General features: G+C 27.2%; 16 protein-coding genes. 12 read left to right on the plus strand and 4 right to left on the minus strand.

Annotated elements, in window-relative coordinates; translation table 11 throughout:
• The first annotated feature begins 2 nt into the window (after nt 1–2).
• Nucleotides 3–1,193: a staphylopine family metallophore export MFS transporter CntE gene (cntE, locus tag ISP08_RS00480; RefSeq protein ID WP_195718933.1), complete on the plus strand. Its 1,191-nt coding sequence runs from the start codon at nt 3–5 to the stop codon at nt 1,191–1,193.
• A gap of 729 nt (nt 1,194–1,922) precedes the next feature.
• On the opposite strand, the gene ISP08_RS12850 is transcribed toward cntE, so the two are convergent.
• From ISP08_RS12850 to ISP08_RS12925, 3 genes are all read right to left on the minus strand, one after another.
• A complete protein-coding gene (locus ISP08_RS12850; RefSeq protein WP_229294143.1) occupies nt 1,923–2,369 on the minus strand; it encodes a hypothetical protein in 447 nt (148 codons plus the stop codon).
• 17 nt (nt 2,370–2,386) lie between these two features.
• Nucleotides 2,387–2,977: a hypothetical protein gene (locus ISP08_RS00490; RefSeq protein WP_195718934.1), complete on the minus strand. Its 591-nt coding sequence runs from the start codon at nt 2,975–2,977 to the stop codon at nt 2,387–2,389.
• A 145-nt stretch (nt 2,978–3,122) separates the two neighbouring features.
• The gene (locus ISP08_RS12925; protein ID WP_279610845.1) at nt 3,123–3,248 is read right to left on the minus strand and encodes a hypothetical protein; all 126 of its coding nucleotides are present in this window, start codon (nt 3,246–3,248) and stop codon (nt 3,123–3,125) included.
• A gap of 375 nt (nt 3,249–3,623) precedes the next feature.
• Between ISP08_RS12925 and ISP08_RS00495 the strand changes: the two genes are divergently transcribed.
• Nucleotides 3,624–5,924, plus strand: a complete 2,301-nt coding sequence (locus ISP08_RS00495; protein WP_195718935.1) for a CDP-glycerol glycerophosphotransferase family protein — start codon at nt 3,624–3,626, stop codon at nt 5,922–5,924.
• A gap of 484 nt (nt 5,925–6,408) precedes the next feature.
• The gene (locus ISP08_RS00500) at nt 6,409–7,527 is read left to right on the plus strand and encodes a glycosyltransferase (RefSeq protein WP_229294144.1); all 1,119 of its coding nucleotides are present in this window, start codon (nt 6,409–6,411) and stop codon (nt 7,525–7,527) included.
• A 513-nt stretch (nt 7,528–8,040) separates the two neighbouring features.
• On the opposite strand, the gene ISP08_RS00505 is transcribed toward ISP08_RS00500, so the two are convergent.
• Nucleotides 8,041–8,700, minus strand: coding sequence for an MBL fold metallo-hydrolase (locus tag ISP08_RS00505; protein ID WP_195718936.1), 660 nt, complete (start codon nt 8,698–8,700; stop codon nt 8,041–8,043).
• A gap of 104 nt (nt 8,701–8,804) precedes the next feature.
• On the opposite strand from ISP08_RS00505, the gene ISP08_RS00510 reads away from it, so the two are divergent.
• From ISP08_RS00510 to ISP08_RS00550, 9 genes are all read left to right on the plus strand, one after another.
• Nucleotides 8,805–9,149: a winged helix-turn-helix transcriptional regulator gene (locus ISP08_RS00510; RefSeq protein ID WP_244138703.1), complete on the plus strand. Its 345-nt coding sequence runs from the start codon at nt 8,805–8,807 to the stop codon at nt 9,147–9,149.
• A gap of 164 nt (nt 9,150–9,313) precedes the next feature.
• The gene (locus tag ISP08_RS00515; protein ID WP_195718937.1) at nt 9,314–10,774 is read left to right on the plus strand and encodes an AAA family ATPase; all 1,461 of its coding nucleotides are present in this window, start codon (nt 9,314–9,316) and stop codon (nt 10,772–10,774) included.
• Nucleotides 10,767–11,642, plus strand: a complete 876-nt coding sequence (locus ISP08_RS00520) for an HNH endonuclease (protein WP_195718938.1) — start codon at nt 10,767–10,769, stop codon at nt 11,640–11,642. The genes ISP08_RS00515 and ISP08_RS00520 overlap by 8 nt, the downstream gene beginning before the upstream one ends.
• Nucleotides 11,643–12,041: 399 nt before the next feature.
• A complete protein-coding gene (locus ISP08_RS00525; protein ID WP_195718939.1) occupies nt 12,042–15,062 on the plus strand; it encodes a sigma factor-like helix-turn-helix DNA-binding protein in 3,021 nt (1,006 codons plus the stop codon).
• Nucleotides 15,063–17,123 carry a DEAD/DEAH box helicase family protein gene (locus ISP08_RS00530; RefSeq protein WP_195718940.1) on the plus strand — a complete coding sequence of 687 codons (2,061 nt, stop codon included), beginning with the start codon at nt 15,063–15,065 and terminating at the stop codon, nt 17,121–17,123.
• Nucleotides 17,107–17,289, plus strand: a complete 183-nt coding sequence (locus ISP08_RS00535; protein WP_195718941.1) for a hypothetical protein — start codon at nt 17,107–17,109, stop codon at nt 17,287–17,289. The genes ISP08_RS00530 and ISP08_RS00535 overlap by 17 nt, the downstream gene beginning before the upstream one ends.
• Before the next feature lies 1 nt (nt 17,290).
• Entirely contained in the window at nt 17,291–19,336 is a 2,046-nt protein-coding gene (locus ISP08_RS00540; protein ID WP_208456867.1) for an AAA family ATPase, read from the plus strand.
• Entirely contained in the window at nt 19,337–19,801 is a 465-nt protein-coding gene (locus tag ISP08_RS00545; protein ID WP_195718943.1) for a hypothetical protein, read from the plus strand.
• Between the two features lie 464 nt (nt 19,802–20,265).
• Nucleotides 20,266–21,252 (plus strand): HNH endonuclease, encoded by a 987-nt coding sequence (locus ISP08_RS00550; protein ID WP_195718944.1) that lies wholly within the window; start codon nt 20,266–20,268, stop codon nt 21,250–21,252.
• The last annotated feature ends 32 nt before the right edge of the window (nt 21,253–21,284 follow it).

Genomic DNA, 21,284 nt, shown 5'->3' on the forward strand with positions numbered 1-21,284 from the left:
CAATGAAAGGTGCTATGGCATGGCCTTTTTTGAGATTATATATACTAACATTAATGTTTTTTAGTGCTAACGCTATTTTGAATGTCTTTATACCATTACACGGACATGATATTGGAGCTACAAATACAGTTATCGGTATTGTAATGGGTGCTTATATGCTAACTGCTATGGTATTTAGACCTTGGGCAGGACAAATTATTGCAAGTGTAGGTCCGATTAAAGTATTACGCATCATTTTAATTATTAATGCAGTTGCATTAATTCTATACGGTTTTACTGGATTAGAAGGCTATTTCTTGGCACGTGTGATGCAAGGTGTATGTACAGCGTTTTTCTCGATGTCATTACAACTAGGAATTATTGATGCCTTACCAGAAGAGCATCGTTCAGAAGGAGTTTCGTTATATTCATTATTTTCGACAATCCCTAATTTGATTGGTCCTATTATAGCCATTGGTATTTGGCACGCTGATAATATATCTATTTTTGCGATAGTTATTATTTTTATTGCGTTATCCACTACGTTCTTTGGTTATCGTGTCACAATTGCCGAACAAGAACCGGACATATCCAATAAAATTGAAAAAATGTCATTTAATGCTGTTACGGTATTTGCTCAGGTTTTCAAAAACAAAGAATTGTTCAACAGTGGTTTAATCATGATTGTAGCATCGATAGTTTTTGGAGCGGTAAGTACTTTTGTGCCGTTGTACACTGTGAATTATAACTTTGCCAGTTCGGGTATATTCCTAACTATTCAAGCTATAGCAGTAGTTGCAGCAAGATTTTATTTAAGGAAATATATTCCCTCGGATGGATTATGGCATCCAAAATTTATGGTAACTGTATTATCGCTACTAATGATTGCATCTTTTGTTGTGGCGTTTGGCCCGCAAGTAGGCGTCGTGATTTTCTATGCGAGCGCAATCTTAATCGGAATCACGCAAGCATTGGTATACCCAATATTAACGTCTTATCTAAGCTTTGTCTTACCTAAAGTAGGGCGTAACATGTTATTAGGTTTGTTTATTGCATGTGCAGATTTAGGCATTTCTTTAGGAAGTGTCATAATGGGCCCGCTATCTGATTTACTAGGATTTAAAGGTATGTATATTATTTGTGGGCTACTTGTAGTTTGCGTAATGATTTTAAGCGTGATGAAACGTCCTGCATACTATAATGGGAAATTATAAAGCCTTCTTCAAATAAGTTTTCACTTTGTTGATTTATTTCATTATTATCATAATAATTATGAAGTTGACTATACAAAGCTTCCCTCTAAAAATTGATTTCTAAATAGTGTTATACGTTATTTATCTTAATTTTAGAATGAGCCAGGAAGATTATTAGTAAAATAGTTAATAAGGGGAAACGTACCATAAATTATGCGGGTTTAGCCTATTATTGTATTATCTTATCAAAACCATTAAAGACAAATAGAGAACCATTTTTGTGTGTATCTTGTTGTTCAGTTTAAATTTTTATAATGATTTATCCTTGCAAGAAATAAATTAAGATAATTAAATATAATTATGTATTAAAATAGGACGTCCCTTACTATTGAGTGAGGGATGCCCTATTTTAATGTAGTCATGATTTGTCTATATTAGTGTAAAAAATTGCTAACTTTATTATTTTACTGTTTTATAAATAACTATACTTTTGTTTTTGGATGTATCTAATGCATAAACTTTGAGTTTAATTCTTTTTTCTGTGTTTTAATATTTAATTTATATATCCCATTTTTAGGATTTTTAGCTAAGTCTTTGAAAATTAATTTATTTTTTCACAAACTATAATTTATTTGCTTTATACCCAAAAATAAATGATTAAAATATTATAATATTTTACTTTTGAGTTCCTTGCTTGTATTTAACTTTATGTTTTCTGTATATTTTGTGTATTTAGGTCAATTCTGTATTTTATTGATCATGAACTGTTCCATCCTCTTCAACTATAAAAACATAGGATCCATGACCACTTTTATTATTAGCTAAAATTTTCCAATGTCCATTTTCGTAAGTTGGTTCTTGAAAAGTGACTAAACTTGGGTCTCCACCGTTAGCTTTAAAATCGTCTAATAAATAATCAAATACATTATTACGATTCACTACATTTGAACTTTCTTCTTTTGTACTTTGCGCTTGTGTATTGTTTTCATTACTTGTATTTTGTGTTGTGTTATTGTTCAAATCATTTTCATTATTTTCTTCATTTGTAGATTCATCATTTTTGTTGGCATCTACTTTTGATTGTAACTTGTCTTTTTCTAACTCTACTTCTTGATATTTAGTATATCCAAAAAATCCCACAGCTGCTAATATTCCTAAAATGGCAATTATTGTTATTATGCTTAATAATTTTTTCATAACCTATCCCCCTAAATTTAATAATTTCCACCTTGACCATTTGCACGAGCTTCTACTTGACCTCTTAAATAATCAATATAATCTCCAGAGCCTTCAGCTCTACTATCGACAGCGGCAGCTTCTTCTTCACTCATACCTTCTTTATATGCCTCTAGAAATTCATCATCGGACATATTTTTAGCATCTTCAGCAGTATATTTTGGTTGGTTTTCTTTATTACTATCATCATTAGTATCAATGCCTTTGACAGCTACTTGGAGTTTACCTTCCCTTTCTAATTTTTCTAATTCTGGAGTCATTTCATCTCTAGTAATAACGCCATCACTGTTTGTATCATTTTTCATAATGTTATTCGGATCATATGAATTGTCTATATTTTGTTTGTTTATAGATGTTGCTTGTTCCTGATTTCCGTTCGTTTGATTTGTATTCGTTTGATTATCATTATTCTTGTCCTGCTTATCAATGGTGTTATGCTTTTTATCAGCTAACTTAGTCTTTTCTTTTTTTAGTTCTAAATCTTTGTAACTACCATATGCAAATACAACTGCAACTCCCAATATTGCAACTAATAAAATCGTACCCAAACTAGCTAAAAATTTTTTCAATTTATTCTCCCCATTCATTTAATATTTACTTTGTATTATTATATTAATTTATTTAGCTACGCTTTTCTATATATTTTTTAAATTATTAATCAAGAATGTATTAATCAATTCAATGAATCTCTAGATACTGTACATTTGTAGTGGTTTATTCGTTTACTTCAGCAGGTTTATCTAAAGTATTACTAACAATCTCGTTCTTTAAAACCAAAAATTGCTCTTCTATTTGAATATCATCAAAGTTATTCATTAGCCATACTTGTAGTCCTTTCAATAGTCTTTGTAACTGGAAAGTTATATATGGTCCTAAAGAATGGATTAGATTATAAGTGGATACCAGAATAGTTAATATAAAGTTAAATTTAGGAACACTTTATACAAAATGTTTTATTTCAGCTAAATATATAAAAGAATAACAACGAGCATAAGAACAATGAGAGAGGATAATGGTTAATAAAAAATATAAAGAAAACTTTTATGATACATAAAAATATTATTATGATATTAATTTTAATATTTAATTGTATTAAAAATTGTTAGTATCTATTGTTTTAAATTTTTAAAATAGTTATAATATATAGGGTTAAGGAAAACAAATTGGAAGAGCAAAAGGAACAATTATATTATAAATTTGGGAAGAGGGGATATTATGTTTTTTTCAATTATTATTCCGTTTAAAGATGGAGGATATAGAGAAAAGTATTTAGAGAATTGTGTTGATAGTTTATGTCAGCAAACCTTCACTGATTTTGAAGCTATATTTGTACATGATGACTCAGAAAAGCTTCAAAATATAATTAGCGAGAGTGGATTAAAAGCGAGTGTTATCAATATGAATGAATCGGATACTTTATCCGATTATAGAAATATAGGTATTGAGAAGGCGAAAGGTGAATACGTAATCTTTTTGGACTCAGATGATTATTTACATCCTAATGCGTTAGTGTATGCAAATGAAATGATTAAAGAAAATGAAAATCAGAACGATGTATTTAAATTTGGTATTGCTAAAACTAACTTAGATAAGATATCTACTTTAAGTAAGTCAAAAAGAGCTTTTTTTGAAGGAGAGTCATTTTCTAAAATAGAAGAAATTTTAAGGGATGTTAGTATCGATGTTGATAAGAAAAAGGTTAAGCAGATTATTAATGGTTTATTTGAAAAACAAATGATTAATCATAAATTTAATAATATTAAGCCTAGTAGATACCTACAAGATTTAAATTATCAATTTAGAGTACATAGTTTCATTATAAGAAGAAAATTTTTAACTGATAATTATTTATATTTTAAATCTTCTAATAATTTATACGGTGATATACCATTTTTAATAGAGCTTTATAATAAAACTGAAAGCATAAAACAAACAACTACAAAGCTTTATTATAAATATATACACAATGACACCATTAATGACCCATCTTTAACTCAAGAAGAACATAATGATCGATTGTTAATGAGAATGTCTGCTTTAAATGAAGGTTTAAATTATTGTTACGACCTTCGATTAGCTAGAAAATTAAAATTATCAGCTATTAATTATTATTTGTATAAAGTAGTTAAGAGTAGTATCTTCTCTGAGTCATATTCAGAATTAGAAAAAATATATAAAAAGTTGAATTCTATATTAAATAGACCTTCGACAGAATTTACTTTAAGTAAAAGGCATGATTATGAAATCAGTGCAATAAAAAAAGGGAAGTTTAAAAAAGCATACTACTTAAGCAAAGCAAGAGTATTGGGTTATAAAACATATCAATTTTCAAAACCGAAAAATCAAAGGTTTAGACAAAAGAAAATACAAAAGAATATTTTCACTAAGTTACCTATAAAAGATAATACAATATTATATGAGAGTTTTTTAGGCAAAAATTATTCTGATAGCCCTAAGTCCATTTTTAAATATTTATTAGAGAATGAACCGAACAAATGGAAACATATTTGGGTGTTAAATAATAAAGAACTCGTAGAAAAAGAACCAGAATTTAAAAATAATAATGTAAAAATTATTAACAGGTTCAGTTGGAAATACTTCTATTATGTAACTGTATCAAAGTATTTTGTATTAAACATGAGACAGCCTAAATGGCTATATAAAAAAGCTGAACAGGTTATTTTATCTACTTGGCATGGAACTCCTCTTAAAAGGCTAGTTTTCGATATGGAGAATGTAACTTCAGCAAATAGAAATTATAAGAAAGACTTTTATAATCAATCTAGAAATTGGGATTATTTGATTGCAGCAAACAAGTACAGCGAAAATATATTTGAAAGTGCTTTTATGTATCCTAGAGAAAATATACTTACATATGGATATCCGAGAAATGACATTTTAACTAATCACACTGAGGAGTATAAAAAGCAGATTAAAGAACAATTAGGACTACCTAGTTCAAAAAAGGTTATATTATATGCTCCAACATGGAGAGATGATGAATTCCATTCAGTAGGGAATTATAAATTCAAATTACAAATTGATCTGGATCAATTGAGAAAAGAAGTGGGAAAAGAGTACGTTATTGCCTTAAGGATGCATTATTTTATTTCAGATAATATGGATTTAAAAGGTTATGAAGGGTTTGCATATGATTTTTCAAAATATAATGATATAAATGATTTGTATATTGCTAGTGATATGTTAATTACTGATTATTCTTCAGTATTCTTTGACTATGCTATACTTAGAAAACCTATTTTGTTCTACACATATGATTTGGATAAGTATCAAAATATGTTACGAGGTTTTTATATAGATGTGAATAAGGAATTGCCAGGTCCTCTGTTACTTTCAAACGATGAAGTCATAGAATCTATAAAAAATATCAACAAAGTTAATGAAGAATATAAAAATAAATACGAAGAATTTTATAAAAAATTCTGCTATTTAGAAGATGGTAATGCATCTAAAAGAGTTGTGAAAACTGTTTTTGGTGAGAAATTGGGAGATTAATATGAAAAAAGCATTATTTTTTACGATAGTTTTATATGGAGTTATATATATTAAAAATAAAGAAATTAAGAAGATATTAGAGTATTATTCAGTAGACGATGAAGAATAAGGGGTTTTTAAAATCAATCATGTATATTTAGTTATCTTTGATTTAAATATTAAAAAAGGTGGTAAAACCACTTCACTTTTAACAAGAGCAAAAGTTTTCAATGATTATAATATAAAAACGGATATAGTTACTTTTGATTATAAAAGTAACTATGAAGTTATCCTTGATGATCTTAGAAAAATAAATAAATTAGATAATAAAACTGAAGTACATAATCAATTTTATTTTTTTGAAGAAAGATCTTTAAAGTTAATAGATAATCCTAATAATATTAATAACCACTATGAGCAGTTTCTTAATAATAATATTAATGTAAAAAAAGGAAAAAATAAGTTTGAGATTTTTTCTTCAACAACTGGTGAGAAAATTGCTCTTTTGAAATATAAAGAAAACGATGTAGATTATATATTAGACTTATTTGAGAATAACTATAGAACTAAGAGAATTTATTCTGAGGGGAATTGGATTAGAAGAATTAAAGAATTCGATTTTAATAAGGTGTTTAAAGCTGAAGTTTTTTATAATAGAAAAGGACAACCTTTTTTAAGAAGAAATATTAATGAAGAAACTAATGCAATAGAAGATATATATCTTCTATCTGAAAATAAACATTTCAAAAATAACAAAGAATTAGGAAGTTATTTTTTAAGTAACCTGATTGAAGATACTAGCGATAATATTATTGTATGTGATGGCACAGGCAGTTTAGATAAAATTATCGGTACTAACCATTCACATATTCAAAAATATGCAGTTATGCACACTACCCATAAGACTCCTCAAGGTAAGATTAAAAAAGTAGAGGAAAATGTTTTGAATAATAGTGAAAGTTTAACGGGTGTTGTTTTTTTAACTCAAGATTATATCAATGATGTAGAAATTGAATATAATCTTCAAAATTCATATTTAATACCTAACTTTATAAAAGAGATACCAGAAAATCATAAGCCCTCTGGTAATAAAATAATAGGATGTATATCTAGATTAGTTGAGGGTAAAGGTTTTGATTTACTTATCAATGTAGCTAAATTGGTAATAAACAAAGATCCAGAAATAGAATTTCATATTTATGGTGAAGGTAGTCATAAAGAGAAGATAAAAGAAATGATTATTAATAATAACTTAGAAAATAATGTGAAATTATTTGGTTATACAACAAATCCATATGAAACGCTGAGTGATTTTAGATGTGTTTTATCAACATCTCAAAGTGAAGTACAAAGTTTAAGTATGATAGAAGGCATGTTAGCTGGTAAACCTATCATTGCTTTCGATATTAAATATGGACCTTCTCAATTTGTATTTAACAATAGAAATGGTTATCTAATTCCAAATAAAGACACCCTAAGTATGGCAGAAGCTATAATAGATATAATGAAAGATGATTCTAAATATGTTGATTATGGCGAAGAATCAAGAAGAATAGTTCTTAAAGAATTTGATCCTGATAATATTATGAACAAATGGATAAGTACATTTAATAAGAATAAATAAAGTTAGTTAAATTTTGATGAGTTAACTTCATTGGAATATAAAAATGAATAGAGTATGAAAAAGGTTTAGAAGAATATATAAAATCAAATAAATAATAATACTTTGCCCGCATACACATGTTAAAAGCTAGCCCTTTATATCGGGCTAGCTTTTACTTTTTCGAATTATTTGATTGTTTGGGCTATCATCTCTTTATTTTTAGAAATCTCACAAATAAGGAGAAAAGTACCATAAGTGCGGGGATTTTATTTTCTTTATAAAGGTATTTTGAGCGTATAACAGTGCATGTAATATGTAGAAATTAAGTTTACTTTTCTTTCTGTTGTAATATAAATTCAATTAATTGGATTCTTGTAACTTATTATATTGGAAAATAATGCTATAAAATCACCTAGAGAATAGGTGGTTTTATTAAATATATACTGTTTTATGGTGTTTTTGAATGATAAGTATACGTGTGAAGTATTTAATTCATTAGTGATCAGAGCTATTGTTAAGGGAGAACATCATCATCTATTTCACCTCATATTTAAATTTATATATTGGATATATTTCTTCTGAATAGACGATGTCATCACCATGTGAAGTGGTAATTAATTTTGGTTTAATTGTATCAACGACAATTCCGCTATTAATATTTTGCATCATATCATAAGTGAATTTATTAATTGGTGGGTGTAATGCGTTGGAATCTGAGATAAATAAATCGCCACAAATTAATACATCATCTTGATTGTGATAGTAAATAACATGCCCTGGAGCATGACCAGGTGTTAAATAATAGCTGAAAGGTATATCTAATGAAAGGTTTAATGGTTGAACTTTATTTGCAACGCCTGTTTCATCGATTTCGTGTTTATTTGGGTAAGGTAACGTACCATTAATATATGGTAGTTCCTTTTCGTGTGCATATATTGGAATGTTAAGAGATTCAGAGAGGTGTTTTGCACCGTTAATATGATCCGAATGTCCATGTGTTAAAAATATTGCTTGAGGAGCGCCAAGTAGTAGAGCTACTTTTATTTGTGTATTAGAGTAAGAAGCCATACCGGTGTCTATAATATATACATTACCATCCTCCAAGATATACCAAGTATTGATTATAATTGGAATGCCAACGGTTGTTTCTACAGTTAATTTATAAATGTGTTGTGATACTTGTTTCAGTTCCAAATTTTCCACTCCTTCATAAGATTTGATATGATAAAAGTGTAATATTCTATTTGTTGTTTCACAAGAAGGCACAATTAAGTAACTAGTTGGTTAAGGGGAGTGATATGATGATGCAAACAGAAACAAAATATAGAGATTGTAACGTAGTGATTCAACGCTGTTGCCCAATTGAAAAAGTCTTACGTGCATTAGGTGGTAAGTGGAAAGGCATCATCATCAGTGCACTTTATCATGAACCTCATTTTTATAATGCATTGCATAGAGATATACCAGGGATAAGTAGAAAAACATTAACGGACCAACTTAACGATTTAATTTTGCTCCAGATTGTAAAAAGAGAGGAAATGGATGATTATCAAAAGAAGGTTAGATATTCATTAACACCAAAGGGAAAGTCGCTATTCCCAATTATTCAAGAAATGACAAATATAATAAATGAAAATTTGTAGATAAAAATCTTATAAGTTGAATAATTGTAACATTAATCGATAAGTAGAAGTGTATTATCAGTGTTTAGGTTTGAAATTGAAAATACTAATTATATAAAAATAAGTATCGCATATTTGATTGCTGCTATAGTTTATATTTTAGTATGAAAATGGAGGTAAGTAGTTTGAATTTATACGAAAGAAGTTATTTTTCTGGACCATGTAATGGCGAAGGTTTTTATTTGGTAAAAGATAATTGGAATGACTTTGGCTATGAAACATTATTTGTCTTACATTATTATGATGGAGAAACTAATAAAGAAATTGGTGGAGTTAAAATAGGGAATTATCAAAATAATTCAAAAACTAACATTAATGACTTAATTAATGGTAACAATGAAAATGTTTTCAGCTTAGGTAATGGTAAAGATTATTATCTCAATTTAAATAAACTAAATAACGAGAAAAAGTTATTTATTTTAAAGGAAATGAATGATATTGCATATGATTTAGACTTGTTTGAAAGAATAAAAGATCTAGATATTACAAAAGAGTCATTATTAAGATGGGTTTCCCCGCTAACAATTAAAGGGCAATTTAATAGAATAATTGAAAATAAAGTAGAATTGACTTCATTTGAGTTTACATTTAATAATGATGAATTCAAAATTGATTTTGAAATAGAGCCAAAATCTAAACCACAGACCAATTTACAAGGGATAATTGGAAATAATGGTATAGGTAAAACAAAGCTATTAAAAGATATATTAGTAGCTTTCATAAAAAACGATACAGGAAGTTTATACAATAAAGAATCAGAAGATGAATTAATCTTTGCTAATGCGTTATTAGTATCGTTTAGTATATTTGATGACAATACCAATATTTTAAAACATATAAATAATAATAAGAATACGAAGTTAAATTATATAGGTGTACAAAAATGGAATGATGATAAACTTTTGAACAAGAGTAACGAGGAACTGGCTAATGAATTTTGTGAAAGTGTTGAACAAATCTTAAAAAAAAGTGATGGTAGTGACGAACGTTGGGATAAAATAGTAGAATTATTGAATATTGAGCAACTTGAGTTGAATTTAAGTAATATTGATGAACTTAAAAAGGATGATAAAGAGGAATTTGAACAAATTTTTAAAGCTCTAAGTTCAGGACAAAAAATTGTAATTTTAACATTAACGAAAATGATAGAACATGTAGTTGAAAAAACACTAATATTAATAGATGAACCAGAAATGTATTTACATCCACCTTTACTAGCATCATATATGAGAGCAATTTCTAAACTGTTAATTGAACAGAATGGGGTAGGTATTATTGCAACACATTCTCCAATTGTAATGCAGGAATTAAGACGTGATTGTATAAACATAGTAAAAGGCTTTCAAGATAAAAGGACAATTACTAAGCCAAGAATTGAAACTTATGGAGAAAATGTCGGTTCATTAATTAGAGAAGTTTTTGGTTTAGAAGTTGAAAAAACAGGATACTATCAACAACTTCTATTAGAAGTGGAAGCAGGAAAAAATTATGAAGAATTAGTTGAAGAATATCAAGATTCTATAGGCAAAGAAGCCAAGTCTATATTACGAGTACTTATAAAGCATAGGGGCGATATCAATGATTAAAATTGAAAAACCTGATATAAGTGTGAAAAAATTATTTCATGACTGTATATATAACTTGAAAAGAGAGAATGAAAAACTTTTAATTAGTCATTCGATTGAAGAACTTGAAAATATTTATAAAAAGTATGATGAATATGCGATTGAAAATGATTTACATAAATTTGACATGAGAATTGATACAGAAACGGAAAATATAGTTGGAAAATTGTATAAAAATAAATTAGTAAATCCAAAGGAAAAAGCTAGATTATATTATGACAAAATTATTAACTATCAAAAAAGCAAAAAAGCAAGCAGTCCTATAAAGTTTAATGATGAATTTAGGATTTGTCCCATGTGTCACACTAGTGAAGTTGATAATTTAGATCATTATTTACCTAAAGCAAAATATCCTGTATTATCATTGAACCCAATCAATTTAATACCCATATGTAGTAAATGTAATAGGAATAAAATTGATTATATACCAAATTCTAAGTATGACAATTTAATTCATTTATATTTTGATGATTTAGAAAATTTAAATTGGTTAAACATAGAGATTACTAATATTGATACATTGTCTTTTACATACTACGTAGATAAATTAGCATTTGAAGATCCAATTTTATATAAAAGAACTAAGAGAACATTTGAGGTTTTTGGCATTGGAAAAACTTACGAAATATTAGCAACTACAGAAATGGAAGATCAAATTGTCAATCTAATTCATTTTGCTCAATGCTCTAGTAAAAATGAATTTCAAGAATATCTATTAAGTTTCATTAAAAATCACACTAGTAAAAATATTTGGAAAGTTGCATTGTATAAAGAATTATCTGAAAATGATGAATTTTATGTTTTGTTAAATAATACTAAATACTTCTAAATTAATGTACAGTAGAAATATTTACAATAATACTATAGACATTAGCACTAATTTTATTAGAGTTTAACTGTTTTTTAATCTCTCCTTCATGTAGTAAAAGTATTTTATTATTAACTATTCTAATATTAACTTAGTTTGGTGCTAAACATAATTAAAAATTGCCTCGAATGAAAATATAGTAAGATTATCAATTATTTATATATACTAAATCTTATATAAATAATTGATAATGACAATAAATAGTATATGAAATGAAAATTTTACATTAATATATCTAGAAATATATTGCACGGTGTATTATTATAAATGTATAGTTTGAACTGTTTTATAAAAAAATAGTATTTCTACTCTTTAAAAAGGGGTGTGTAGATCATATTTTATTTTCCTGATTATTTTGATTTGGATGAGGTTAAAAAGCACAGCTTCTATATGTCTAAATACTTTAATGATAAGGTAATAGACAATATGAGGGAGCTATATAAACAAGATAAAAATATGTTGAATCAATTTCGGAAAGAATTACATATTAGAGGCATTGGGTTTAGAGAAGAATTGCAAAATAATTTTTTAAAAGGTATAGAATACAACGTTTACCCATATATTAGCATTAATGATAATAAAGATAGATATAAATCTTTTCCTTTCGAACTTTTTGGATTAACACAAATAGTGGTTGATTTAAAAATAAATTCAGATGAATTTTTTAATTATGTACCAGTTAATGGTTTTGATAAATTTATAATACCCGAACGAAAAGAGTTATTTATGTCAAAATTAAAAGAATATGGATTTGAATTAATTTATAAGCAAGAGGAAGTTATTGAAAAAAGGTCACATAATGATCTTGATATATCTAACTATGTTCCTAATCAATTATTTTCTCACTTTATTAAATATTGTAAATATAAAGACTATACCATTAATGAAATTGATGAAGCCTTGGCAGAATATAAAAATGCAAAAGGTACTAGAAAGAAAACATGGAAAAAAATACACCAATACTGTGTTGAAAAAGAATTAATAAAAAATGATAGTATTTTAAAATACAATTTTCACAATAAAGAATTAGATGAACTATTAAGTAGTTATAATAAAAGTTATTTGAAGTTTATGGATATGTATTTTAGTGAAGATAATTTATTATCGAAAAGGCCCTATGTGTATGGACAAAGTGTGATATGGGATATTTTCGAAAATAACAATGTACAACATGACCATTATTTATTAAATTTTAATACTAAATTGACAGAATTAAAAAATCATGTCAATTATATGTATATTAAGGATATGCCTATTTCTGACATTATAAATTTTTATGAGTTATCAGATATATTTTTAAATGAAACGAGATTGGTAAACGAGTTAGGAATAGAATTTTATGATAAAGCTATTATTGAGATACTTTTAGAATTTATAGAGAAATTACCTGATTTTACAAAAATTAAGAATGAGATTTTAAAATCTGTATCTGAAAGAGAATTAAAAGTGCTTAGAAATAGAAATAAAGGTAAAACTTTAGAAGAAATAGCGAAAGAAATTAATGTTACGAGAGAAAGAGTAAGACAAATAGAAGTAAAAGCTAAACGCAATCTGAAAGGTTCTAGTGAACTTAGTAAAATGATAAATTTCATTTTGTTTAAATTTAGAAAGAAATCTATTATTCAACTATCACAAATTATAAAATATTTAAGTATAGAATTAGAATATAGCTTTATAATTGCTGTTTTATTAGAAGAAAATTCGAAATATTTAGTAAACGATGAATATATGCTTTTGATTTCACATAGATTATATAGAAATATGAAAAATGAAATAGAATGGTATGTTTCAAATGGCAGTTTGGTAATACCTTTGAATGAATTAGAATATATCTATGAAGAAAACATGGAATTTGCTACAAAATGGTTGAATGAATTTAATTATAAATTAGTGAATAAAAATTTTGTTCAATCCAATATAACAATTGTAGCAGCCTTAGAGTATGTTATGTATTTAAACAAAGATAAAATATTTATAAATAATGATGAAGGATATGAAGCCTTAAAACATCAAGTCGAAACTTTGTTTGATAAGGAAATTAATTCTAATTCAAGAGCATTATTTTCAAGAGTGGCTGATGCTAAAAATGTCATTTTAATAGATAGAAATGCTTATAAATATGAAGATTTTGAAGATATTGATGGGGAGTTTTTAGTTGAAATTAAACAACTTGTAAATGAAGAACTTACACAAGGTAAGTATGCGGATCCTAGAGTAATTTATAAGTATAATTCAAAATTAATGCAAGAGAACAATGTCTATTCTTATTCCCATTTGTATTCCATAATCAAAAATTTTTATTCAGAAGACTTTAAAGTTGGACATCAAAACACACTTTATATTTATCCAAAAGATTCTAATAATTTAACTGCAGAAGATATATTGAGCAGTTATCTAAGGGGAAATTCGCCTGTAAAGATTGATGAAGTAATAAAAGATCTAAAATGGAAGAGAAACAAATTAGAACAAATGATTCCGAGGCTTGGCGATGTCATAGTAAATGGTAACCAAGAAATTGTTCAAATTAGTGGTATAGAGGAAGAAGTACAATATCAAGCCCTATATAATTTAGTGAATAATGAAATAAAAAATGGATATATAATTACTGCTGACTTGTATATGAAAGTTGCTTTTGATGACAAGTTATCTGTATTGATAAATAGATATAATATTAATGATCTTCATAGTTTTGCGCAATTTGTAAAATCTAAGTTCATGTTTATGCATGGATATTCCCAGTTCTTATATAGTAAATATTCCGAATATAGAAATATCGAAGATATTATGGTATTTAAATTACCTAAAATCACGACTTTTAAAACGTTACGCGATTTTGTTGTTGAAAAAGGATATTCTGAACAACGTTATTATAAAGCGAAAGAAATATTAATAGAAAAAAATAAAATTATACCTTATAATAATGACCATTTTCTGAATCTTGAAAAATTTAGTTTTCCATTAGATGTTGAAAGAAAAATATTGGAAATACTAAAGTGCAAGTTCGAAGATAAAACATACATTAATAAGTCGCAACTTCAAGATATAGATATAGAACTTGATGATTCACTTATGGTTACTCCTGAAATCATAGCAAATGTTGCAAAAACAAATGGTTATCATTTGCTTGAAGCTTATTATGGTTCAACCTATGAATTACCAATTATCACAGTTGAAAGGTTTAATTCTTATGCTGAATTTGTATATAAAATTGTTAAAGAAGAATTTAAAGATATATATAATGAAGAAAATTTATTATTATTTTTAAAAAGTTATGAATTAATCAATCAAAATTCAGATCAAATATATTTCACACTTAAAGAAAGTGATTATTTTACTTTTGATAATGTAGGTTTTTTTTACTTAAATGAAGGAGGTGTATAGATGTTCGATAGTTTAACGTTTAAATTACAATATAGGTCGAGTCATGATAATTTATTTGAACATTTTTATAAGCCTTGTTTAAATAATGCAATTAAATATGATAGGGCGTCAGGATATTTTACAAGTGAAAGTTTGAAATTATTAGCCGAGGGTTTAGACGTATTTCTATTTAATGGTGGTCAAATTAGAATTGTAGCTAATCCTAACTTGTCTCAAGAAGATATTGAGGCCATTGAAAAAGGTCATGCTGCACGAGAAAGTGTAATTGAAAGACGTTTATTAAAAGAAATTGAATTAAGTTATAAAACTATTGAAGATGACACGCTTAATGTTTTATCTTGGTTAATTTATCGAGGGCAATTAGATATTAAAATTGCGTTTACTACTAATGGCTCAATATATCACGAAAAATTTGGGATTTTTACTGATCAAAATAATAATTCAATTGCATTTTCAGGTTCTGCTAATGAAACATATAATGGATTGAGTCAAAATTTTGAAAAAATAGATGTTTATTCAAATAAGCAAGATAAACATAGAATTGATAATGCAATAGTGGATTTCGAAAAATTATGGGCAAATGAAACTAATGAATTAAAAGTAATAAATTTACCAGAAACTATAAGAAAAAAAATGATTGAATACAAATCTTCAGTACCGCCGCTTGCCTTAAAAAATAAAGAATTAGAAGCAAATGAAAGAAGGATTGAACCTAGAAAATATCAAAAAGAAGCAATCAATAGCTGGAAAACAGCAGGATACAAAGGGATATTAGAAATGGCTACAGGAACAGGTAAAACTATAACTAGTCTATTAGCAGCAAAAGATTTTAATGAAACAGTAAAAACTTGTGTGACTGTTATAGTAGTTCCATTTCAGCATTTAGTGAACCAATGGGAAAAAGATATTAATTTTATTTTAGGAACAGATGTAGTTAAATGTATGGGATCTCAATCTTCATGGATAAATAAAGCGAAAGAAATGGTTCAAGAGTATAATTTAGGACTTATTGATCAATTTGTAGTAGTGACTACTTATAAAACTGCAACATCATCTCATTTTAAAAATCTATTTAGAAAATTGAACAATTCAGCAATGCTGATTACAGACGAATGTCATTACATAACTTTTAAAGGATTCAAAGATTTCCCATTTGAGAAATTCAAAGCTCGACTAGGTCTGTCAGCAACGCCAGATCGTTGGTGGGATGAAGAAGGTACCTCTTATATGAAAAAATCAATTGGAGAAGTAGTCTATGAATATACTCTAGATCAAGCTATTAGTAATGAAAAATTAACAAAATATGATTATTATCCACATCTTGTTGAATTTAATGAATCAGAAATGCTGGAATATAATAAAATTACACAACAAATTATTAATCATTTAAATAAAGATGACATTGATACCAAAGAAAAATTAGAAGGTTTATTTAGAAAAAGGTCTAATTTAATCAATAAAGCTAGAAATAAGATAAAAGTTTTCTTGCAAGATTTTAAAACAGAGGACCTTGATAAAATCTCTCATACACTAGTTTATTGTGCACCTGGTGACATAGAAATGATTGTGAAATCAATTTCAGATCTAGGTGTTAAAGTTTCTAAATTTAATTCGGATGTTAATAACAAGGATAGAGAAAAGTTGCTAACTATGTTTGAACAAGCACAAATTCAGGTTTTAGTTGCTATTAAATGTTTAGATGAGGGTGTAGATGTGCCGGCAACTAAAACAGCTTATTTTTTAGCAAGTACATCTAACCCTAGAGAATTAGTACAAAGACGAGGACGAATTCTTCGAAATCATAAAGGAAAATCTTTTGCGGTAATACATGATTATATTGTTTTACCAATTGGGTTAACTTATGACGATTTTTATAAAATTGCAGTAAAAGAATTGCCTAGATTTTCTGAATTTAATGATAGTGCTATAAATACAACACAAAATAAAATAGAGATGAGTAAAGTATTAGAAGATTATAATCTAACACACTTAATGTATAAAAAACCATGGGATGTATATAAAGAAACGAAGGAGTTGTATGATAATGACAGCATTAAATAATGAATTAAGTAAAAGATTATCAAATTTGGACGATGAGTATGAAACATTATTAAGACCATTGCTTAATGATTTAGCAAGTGCGAATACAAGCACAGAAGAAACATTAGCGAAAGATAAGTTCAAAAAACAATTAAGCGAATTTATTAAAGAAAGAGATGAACAGTGATATGAAACTTATTAGGATGGATTTAGAAAATTTTAGACAATATTATGGTAAACAGTCTATTGATTTTGCATATCAAGGTGATCAAAACACTACTATTCTGTTTGGGGAAAATGGTAAAGGAAAAACAGGTATATATAGAGCTATTATGTTTGTGTTATTTGGTTCAAAGAAAATTTCTCAAGATACAGCTAATGAAAATATACATTTGACAAATTTTAAGATTATTGATGATACTTCGGGACCAGCTCAGTCTTCCGTTACATTAAAATTTGAGCATGAAAATAATGTTTATGAAATTAAAAGAGTAATGAAGGCTATAAAAATATCTTCAAATTCAATTCAAGAACAAGAAGGGGATGTCAGTCTTCTCGAAATTGATGCAAAAACAGGGAATGTCAAAGCTAATGCATTAACTGATAAACAAGAAATTAATATAAAAATAAATAAAATTATTAATGAAGATATTAAAGACTTCTTTTTATTTGATGCTGAAAAAATAGATACAATAGCAAAAGCAGATTCTAACGTGAGAAAAGAAGTTAAAAGTGCAATATTTAGTTTGCTACAGCTAGATAAAATTGAAACTGCTAAAACATTTGTGAAGGATATTAGTAAAGTTGTTCGTCATCGCCTGTCTGAAGATATGAAAGATGGTAACGCAAACCAAATATCAAAAAAAATGAGTGATATCGATTTAGAGTCAGATGAAATCAAAAGCATGTTAGTTAAACTAGATGATGATAAACAAGTAATGGATGAAATGATCGCAAAGCATTCATTAACATTAGAAAAAAATAAACATATTGTTGAAACTAAAAATAGAATTAAAGAAAAAGAAGATCAAATAGAATTATTACAAACGCAATTAGAAAATAATAAGACACAACTAAGTCGTAGTTTATTTGAGGTAGGGCCATCTTTATTAGTAGAAGGTTTTCTAGATGAGAATAAAAATTATTTTGATAATTTTCTAGGTGATAATAAAGTAAGTATACCTAAAGAAATTTTAAATTTATCATTATTAAATGATAAATGTATTGTCTGTGACAATGATTTAAAAGAACATGAACAAAACAAGAAATACATTGAATCTTTACTAGAAACATACAAACATTCTGAGTCCTATGAACTAGCTAGAAATTTATTGAAAGAAGCTCAAGATAGTTTAGATGGGCATAAAAAAAGTGAACAAGATTTTAATAGTAATTTAAAGAGTTATAAAAATTTGAGTAGCCAAATTTCAAAAGAAGTAGATGCTATTAAAGACTTGAAAGATGATATTGCTAACTCAGCTAAAAATTCTGTGGATTTAGCGGATATTCAAAGCATGATAGAACAAGAGGAAGACAAAAAAGAAAATGCCATTAGAGAAATTGCACTTAAAGAAAATAAACTTGAAGAATTAGATGTGGAAAAAGAAAAACTTGAAAAACAATATCAAGAACTTTTGAAAAAGGAAAGCAGAAATGAATTTGATCAATCACAGTTACAAATGTTGGTAGCATTGGAACATGAATTAAAAGATATTTCAAAAACATTTAGTGAGGATGTAAGGAGCTTACTAGGTAAATATACTTCTGACATTTTTAAAAAGTTAATTGATAAAAAAGATATCGAGGTTATTAATAATGTTGAAATAGATGCACATTTCCAAATTGTTGCTCTTAATAATAATGGATATAAAATTACTCAAGATATTTCACAAGGACAGAGACAAATACTTTCCCTTTCTTTTATAACTGCATTAGCTAAATTAGCAGTTAGAGAGGATTCTGTTGATAAAATTGACTACCCACTGTTTATGGATTCTCCTTTTAATAGATTGAGCGGAATGAACAGAGATAATTTAATTGAAAAAATACCAAATCTAACAGCACAGTGGATACTACTTGTTACAGATACTGAATTAACTCCAAGTGAAGAAAAAGTATTTAAATCCACGAATCGTTTAGGGAGATGGTATAGAATAAACCAATTAGACATACACCATTCTGAAATTGAAGCCGTAGATTTAAATGAAACAATGTCTACTAGAGGAGGGTTTTAAATGGGTATATTAAAAGATAATCAAATGATATTTTTTACCGACAGTAAATATAATGATGTTTTTGATACTTTTAACAAAAAAGAAGCCAAAAACAAAATAGAAATTAAACAATTATATATACTGGCTGCAGCAGTAGGATTTAAAAATTCAAAACGGGTTCAAATAGCAAATAAAGGTAAAGAAACAAGAACTAGTTACTTATCATATAAAGAAGAAGCATTATTACTTAATATGGTCTTTGCTGATAGTGAAATAGATAATAATATTGATGAAATTGTAAATTTAAATAATAAAATGAAAATTAAAAATATAATAGATGAATATGCAAATGGTGGATTAGAGCTAATTGTTGAAAGTGGATTACCTCATAGGTGGAATGGTGAGGTTCTTAATAATGAGGATGGAAATTTAACATTTGATTTATCAAAGTATATACTTTCTGAAGTTCAAAATATCCCATTTTAATAATTTGTATTTGAAACTTTTTGATTTAAAATAAAGCATTTTCGACAATAACTCTCCAAATGGTTACCATTTAAGTGTTAGTTATTGTTACATTAGTATATACAAAGAGTAAGTACTATCAGATTCAGAAGAATAATTTACTTTACTATAATATACTAGTTGTTTGAGAAGAATTGGAAATAGAAAAAGCTCGTTAAAAAAGCAAAAAGTTATTAAAAGGACAACAATCATGCTAATCAAATTGAATAGAGATTGTTGTCTTTATTCAATTTAAAGTTTATTGAATGTGTGTTTGTACAATTAAAATTTTATATCATCTCGTGCCTTGCTTCTTCAACCTGAATTTTTGAATGGAAATAACTATTGATTTAGTTATATCTTTTTTTTATGTAAAAAAGGAACTAATAGAACCTGACAATGTGATAATGTTAAAGCAATAGATATAGAGATAAGGGGAAAGTATTATGAGTAAATTATTAAAGAAAAAAGATCTAATACAATCATTAAGAATAGAGGGCGACACGTTTCGTAAGTGGAAAGAAGCTGGAATGCCAATAGTTAAAGAGCAAAATGGAGAGTTCTTTGATATAGAACAAGTAAAGAATTGGCATAAAAATATAACAGAAGCAATTGATAATCTAATAATTGATAAGAAGTATGACAATAATACAATCAGTGATGTCTTCAAATGTTCACAGCAGGGAGGGATGAGACGTTCTCATTTAACTAATACACTAGTATTATTCTCGAATCATACAAATGATGTTTATCAAGATTATACAGTTATAGATGATGCAGGAAATGAAACACTGCATTACACGGGTATGGGACAAAAAGGTGATCAAGATATTGATCATGGTCAAAATAAGATTTTAAATCATTCTGAGGATTTAAGTATCAAAGTATATCTGTTTGAATCATATATTTCGAATGAACATATATTCCGTGGAGAAGTGAAGTTGTCAGATGAACCTTACACTGCAGAACAAAATGATAGAACAGTTTGGATCTTCCCACTAACTTTTAATAATAGTGAATATTATATCCCAGGAAATATTTCGGAAGAGAAATATAGAGAACAGGAGAAACAATTAGATAAACTTAGTGATAATGATATCTATGAACGTGCTATACAGGCGAAACATATTGGACGAAAGGAAGCTGTTACTAAAGTATATGCCAGAAATATTCATGTAGCTGCACATGTAAAAAATAGAGCTAATGGTTACTGTGATTTATGTAGTGAACCAGCTCCCTTTAATGATCGAAGTGGACGAGCATATCTTGAATGCCACCATGTAGACTGGCTAGCTAACGGCGGGAAAGATAGTATAGATAATGCTGTTGCTTTAGACCCTAATTGTCACAGAAAAGTGCATGAATTAGATTTAAAATCTGATGTGAAGATTCTGAAAGATAAACTAAATTATTATCAAAATAAGAATCTATAGAAATCGCAGTTATTTGGCTAAATTAGATGGAT

This window comes from Staphylococcus lloydii, assembly GCF_015775975.1.
GTDB lineage: Bacteria > Bacillota > Bacilli > Staphylococcales > Staphylococcaceae > Staphylococcus > Staphylococcus lloydii.

What these genes read in the sequence shown, in the direction of transcription:
- ISP08_RS00550 (WP_195718944.1), top strand. Translation starts at nt 20,266, where the DNA reads ATGAGTAAATTATTAAAGAAAAAAGATCTAATACAATCATTAAGAATA.
- cntE (WP_195718933.1), top strand. Translation starts at nt 3, where the DNA reads ATGAAAGGTGCTATGGCATGGCCTTTTTTGAGATTATATATACTAACA.
- ISP08_RS00535 (WP_195718941.1), top strand. Translation starts at nt 17,107, where the DNA reads ATGACAGCATTAAATAATGAATTAAGTAAAAGATTATCAAATTTGGAC.
- ISP08_RS00520 (WP_195718938.1), top strand. Translation starts at nt 10,767, where the DNA reads ATGATTAAAATTGAAAAACCTGATATAAGTGTGAAAAAATTATTTCAT.
- ISP08_RS00530 (WP_195718940.1), top strand. Translation starts at nt 15,063, where the DNA reads ATGTTCGATAGTTTAACGTTTAAATTACAATATAGGTCGAGTCATGAT.
- ISP08_RS00495 (WP_195718935.1), top strand. Translation starts at nt 3,624, where the DNA reads ATGTTTTTTTCAATTATTATTCCGTTTAAAGATGGAGGATATAGAGAA.
- ISP08_RS12850 (WP_229294143.1), bottom strand. Translation starts at nt 2,369, where the DNA reads ATGAAAAAATTATTAAGCATAATAACAATAATTGCCATTTTAGGAATA.
- ISP08_RS00540 (WP_208456867.1), top strand. Translation starts at nt 17,291, where the DNA reads ATGAAACTTATTAGGATGGATTTAGAAAATTTTAGACAATATTATGGT.
- ISP08_RS00545 (WP_195718943.1), top strand. Translation starts at nt 19,337, where the DNA reads ATGGGTATATTAAAAGATAATCAAATGATATTTTTTACCGACAGTAAA.
- ISP08_RS00510 (WP_244138703.1), top strand. Translation starts at nt 8,805, where the DNA reads ATGATGATGCAAACAGAAACAAAATATAGAGATTGTAACGTAGTGATT.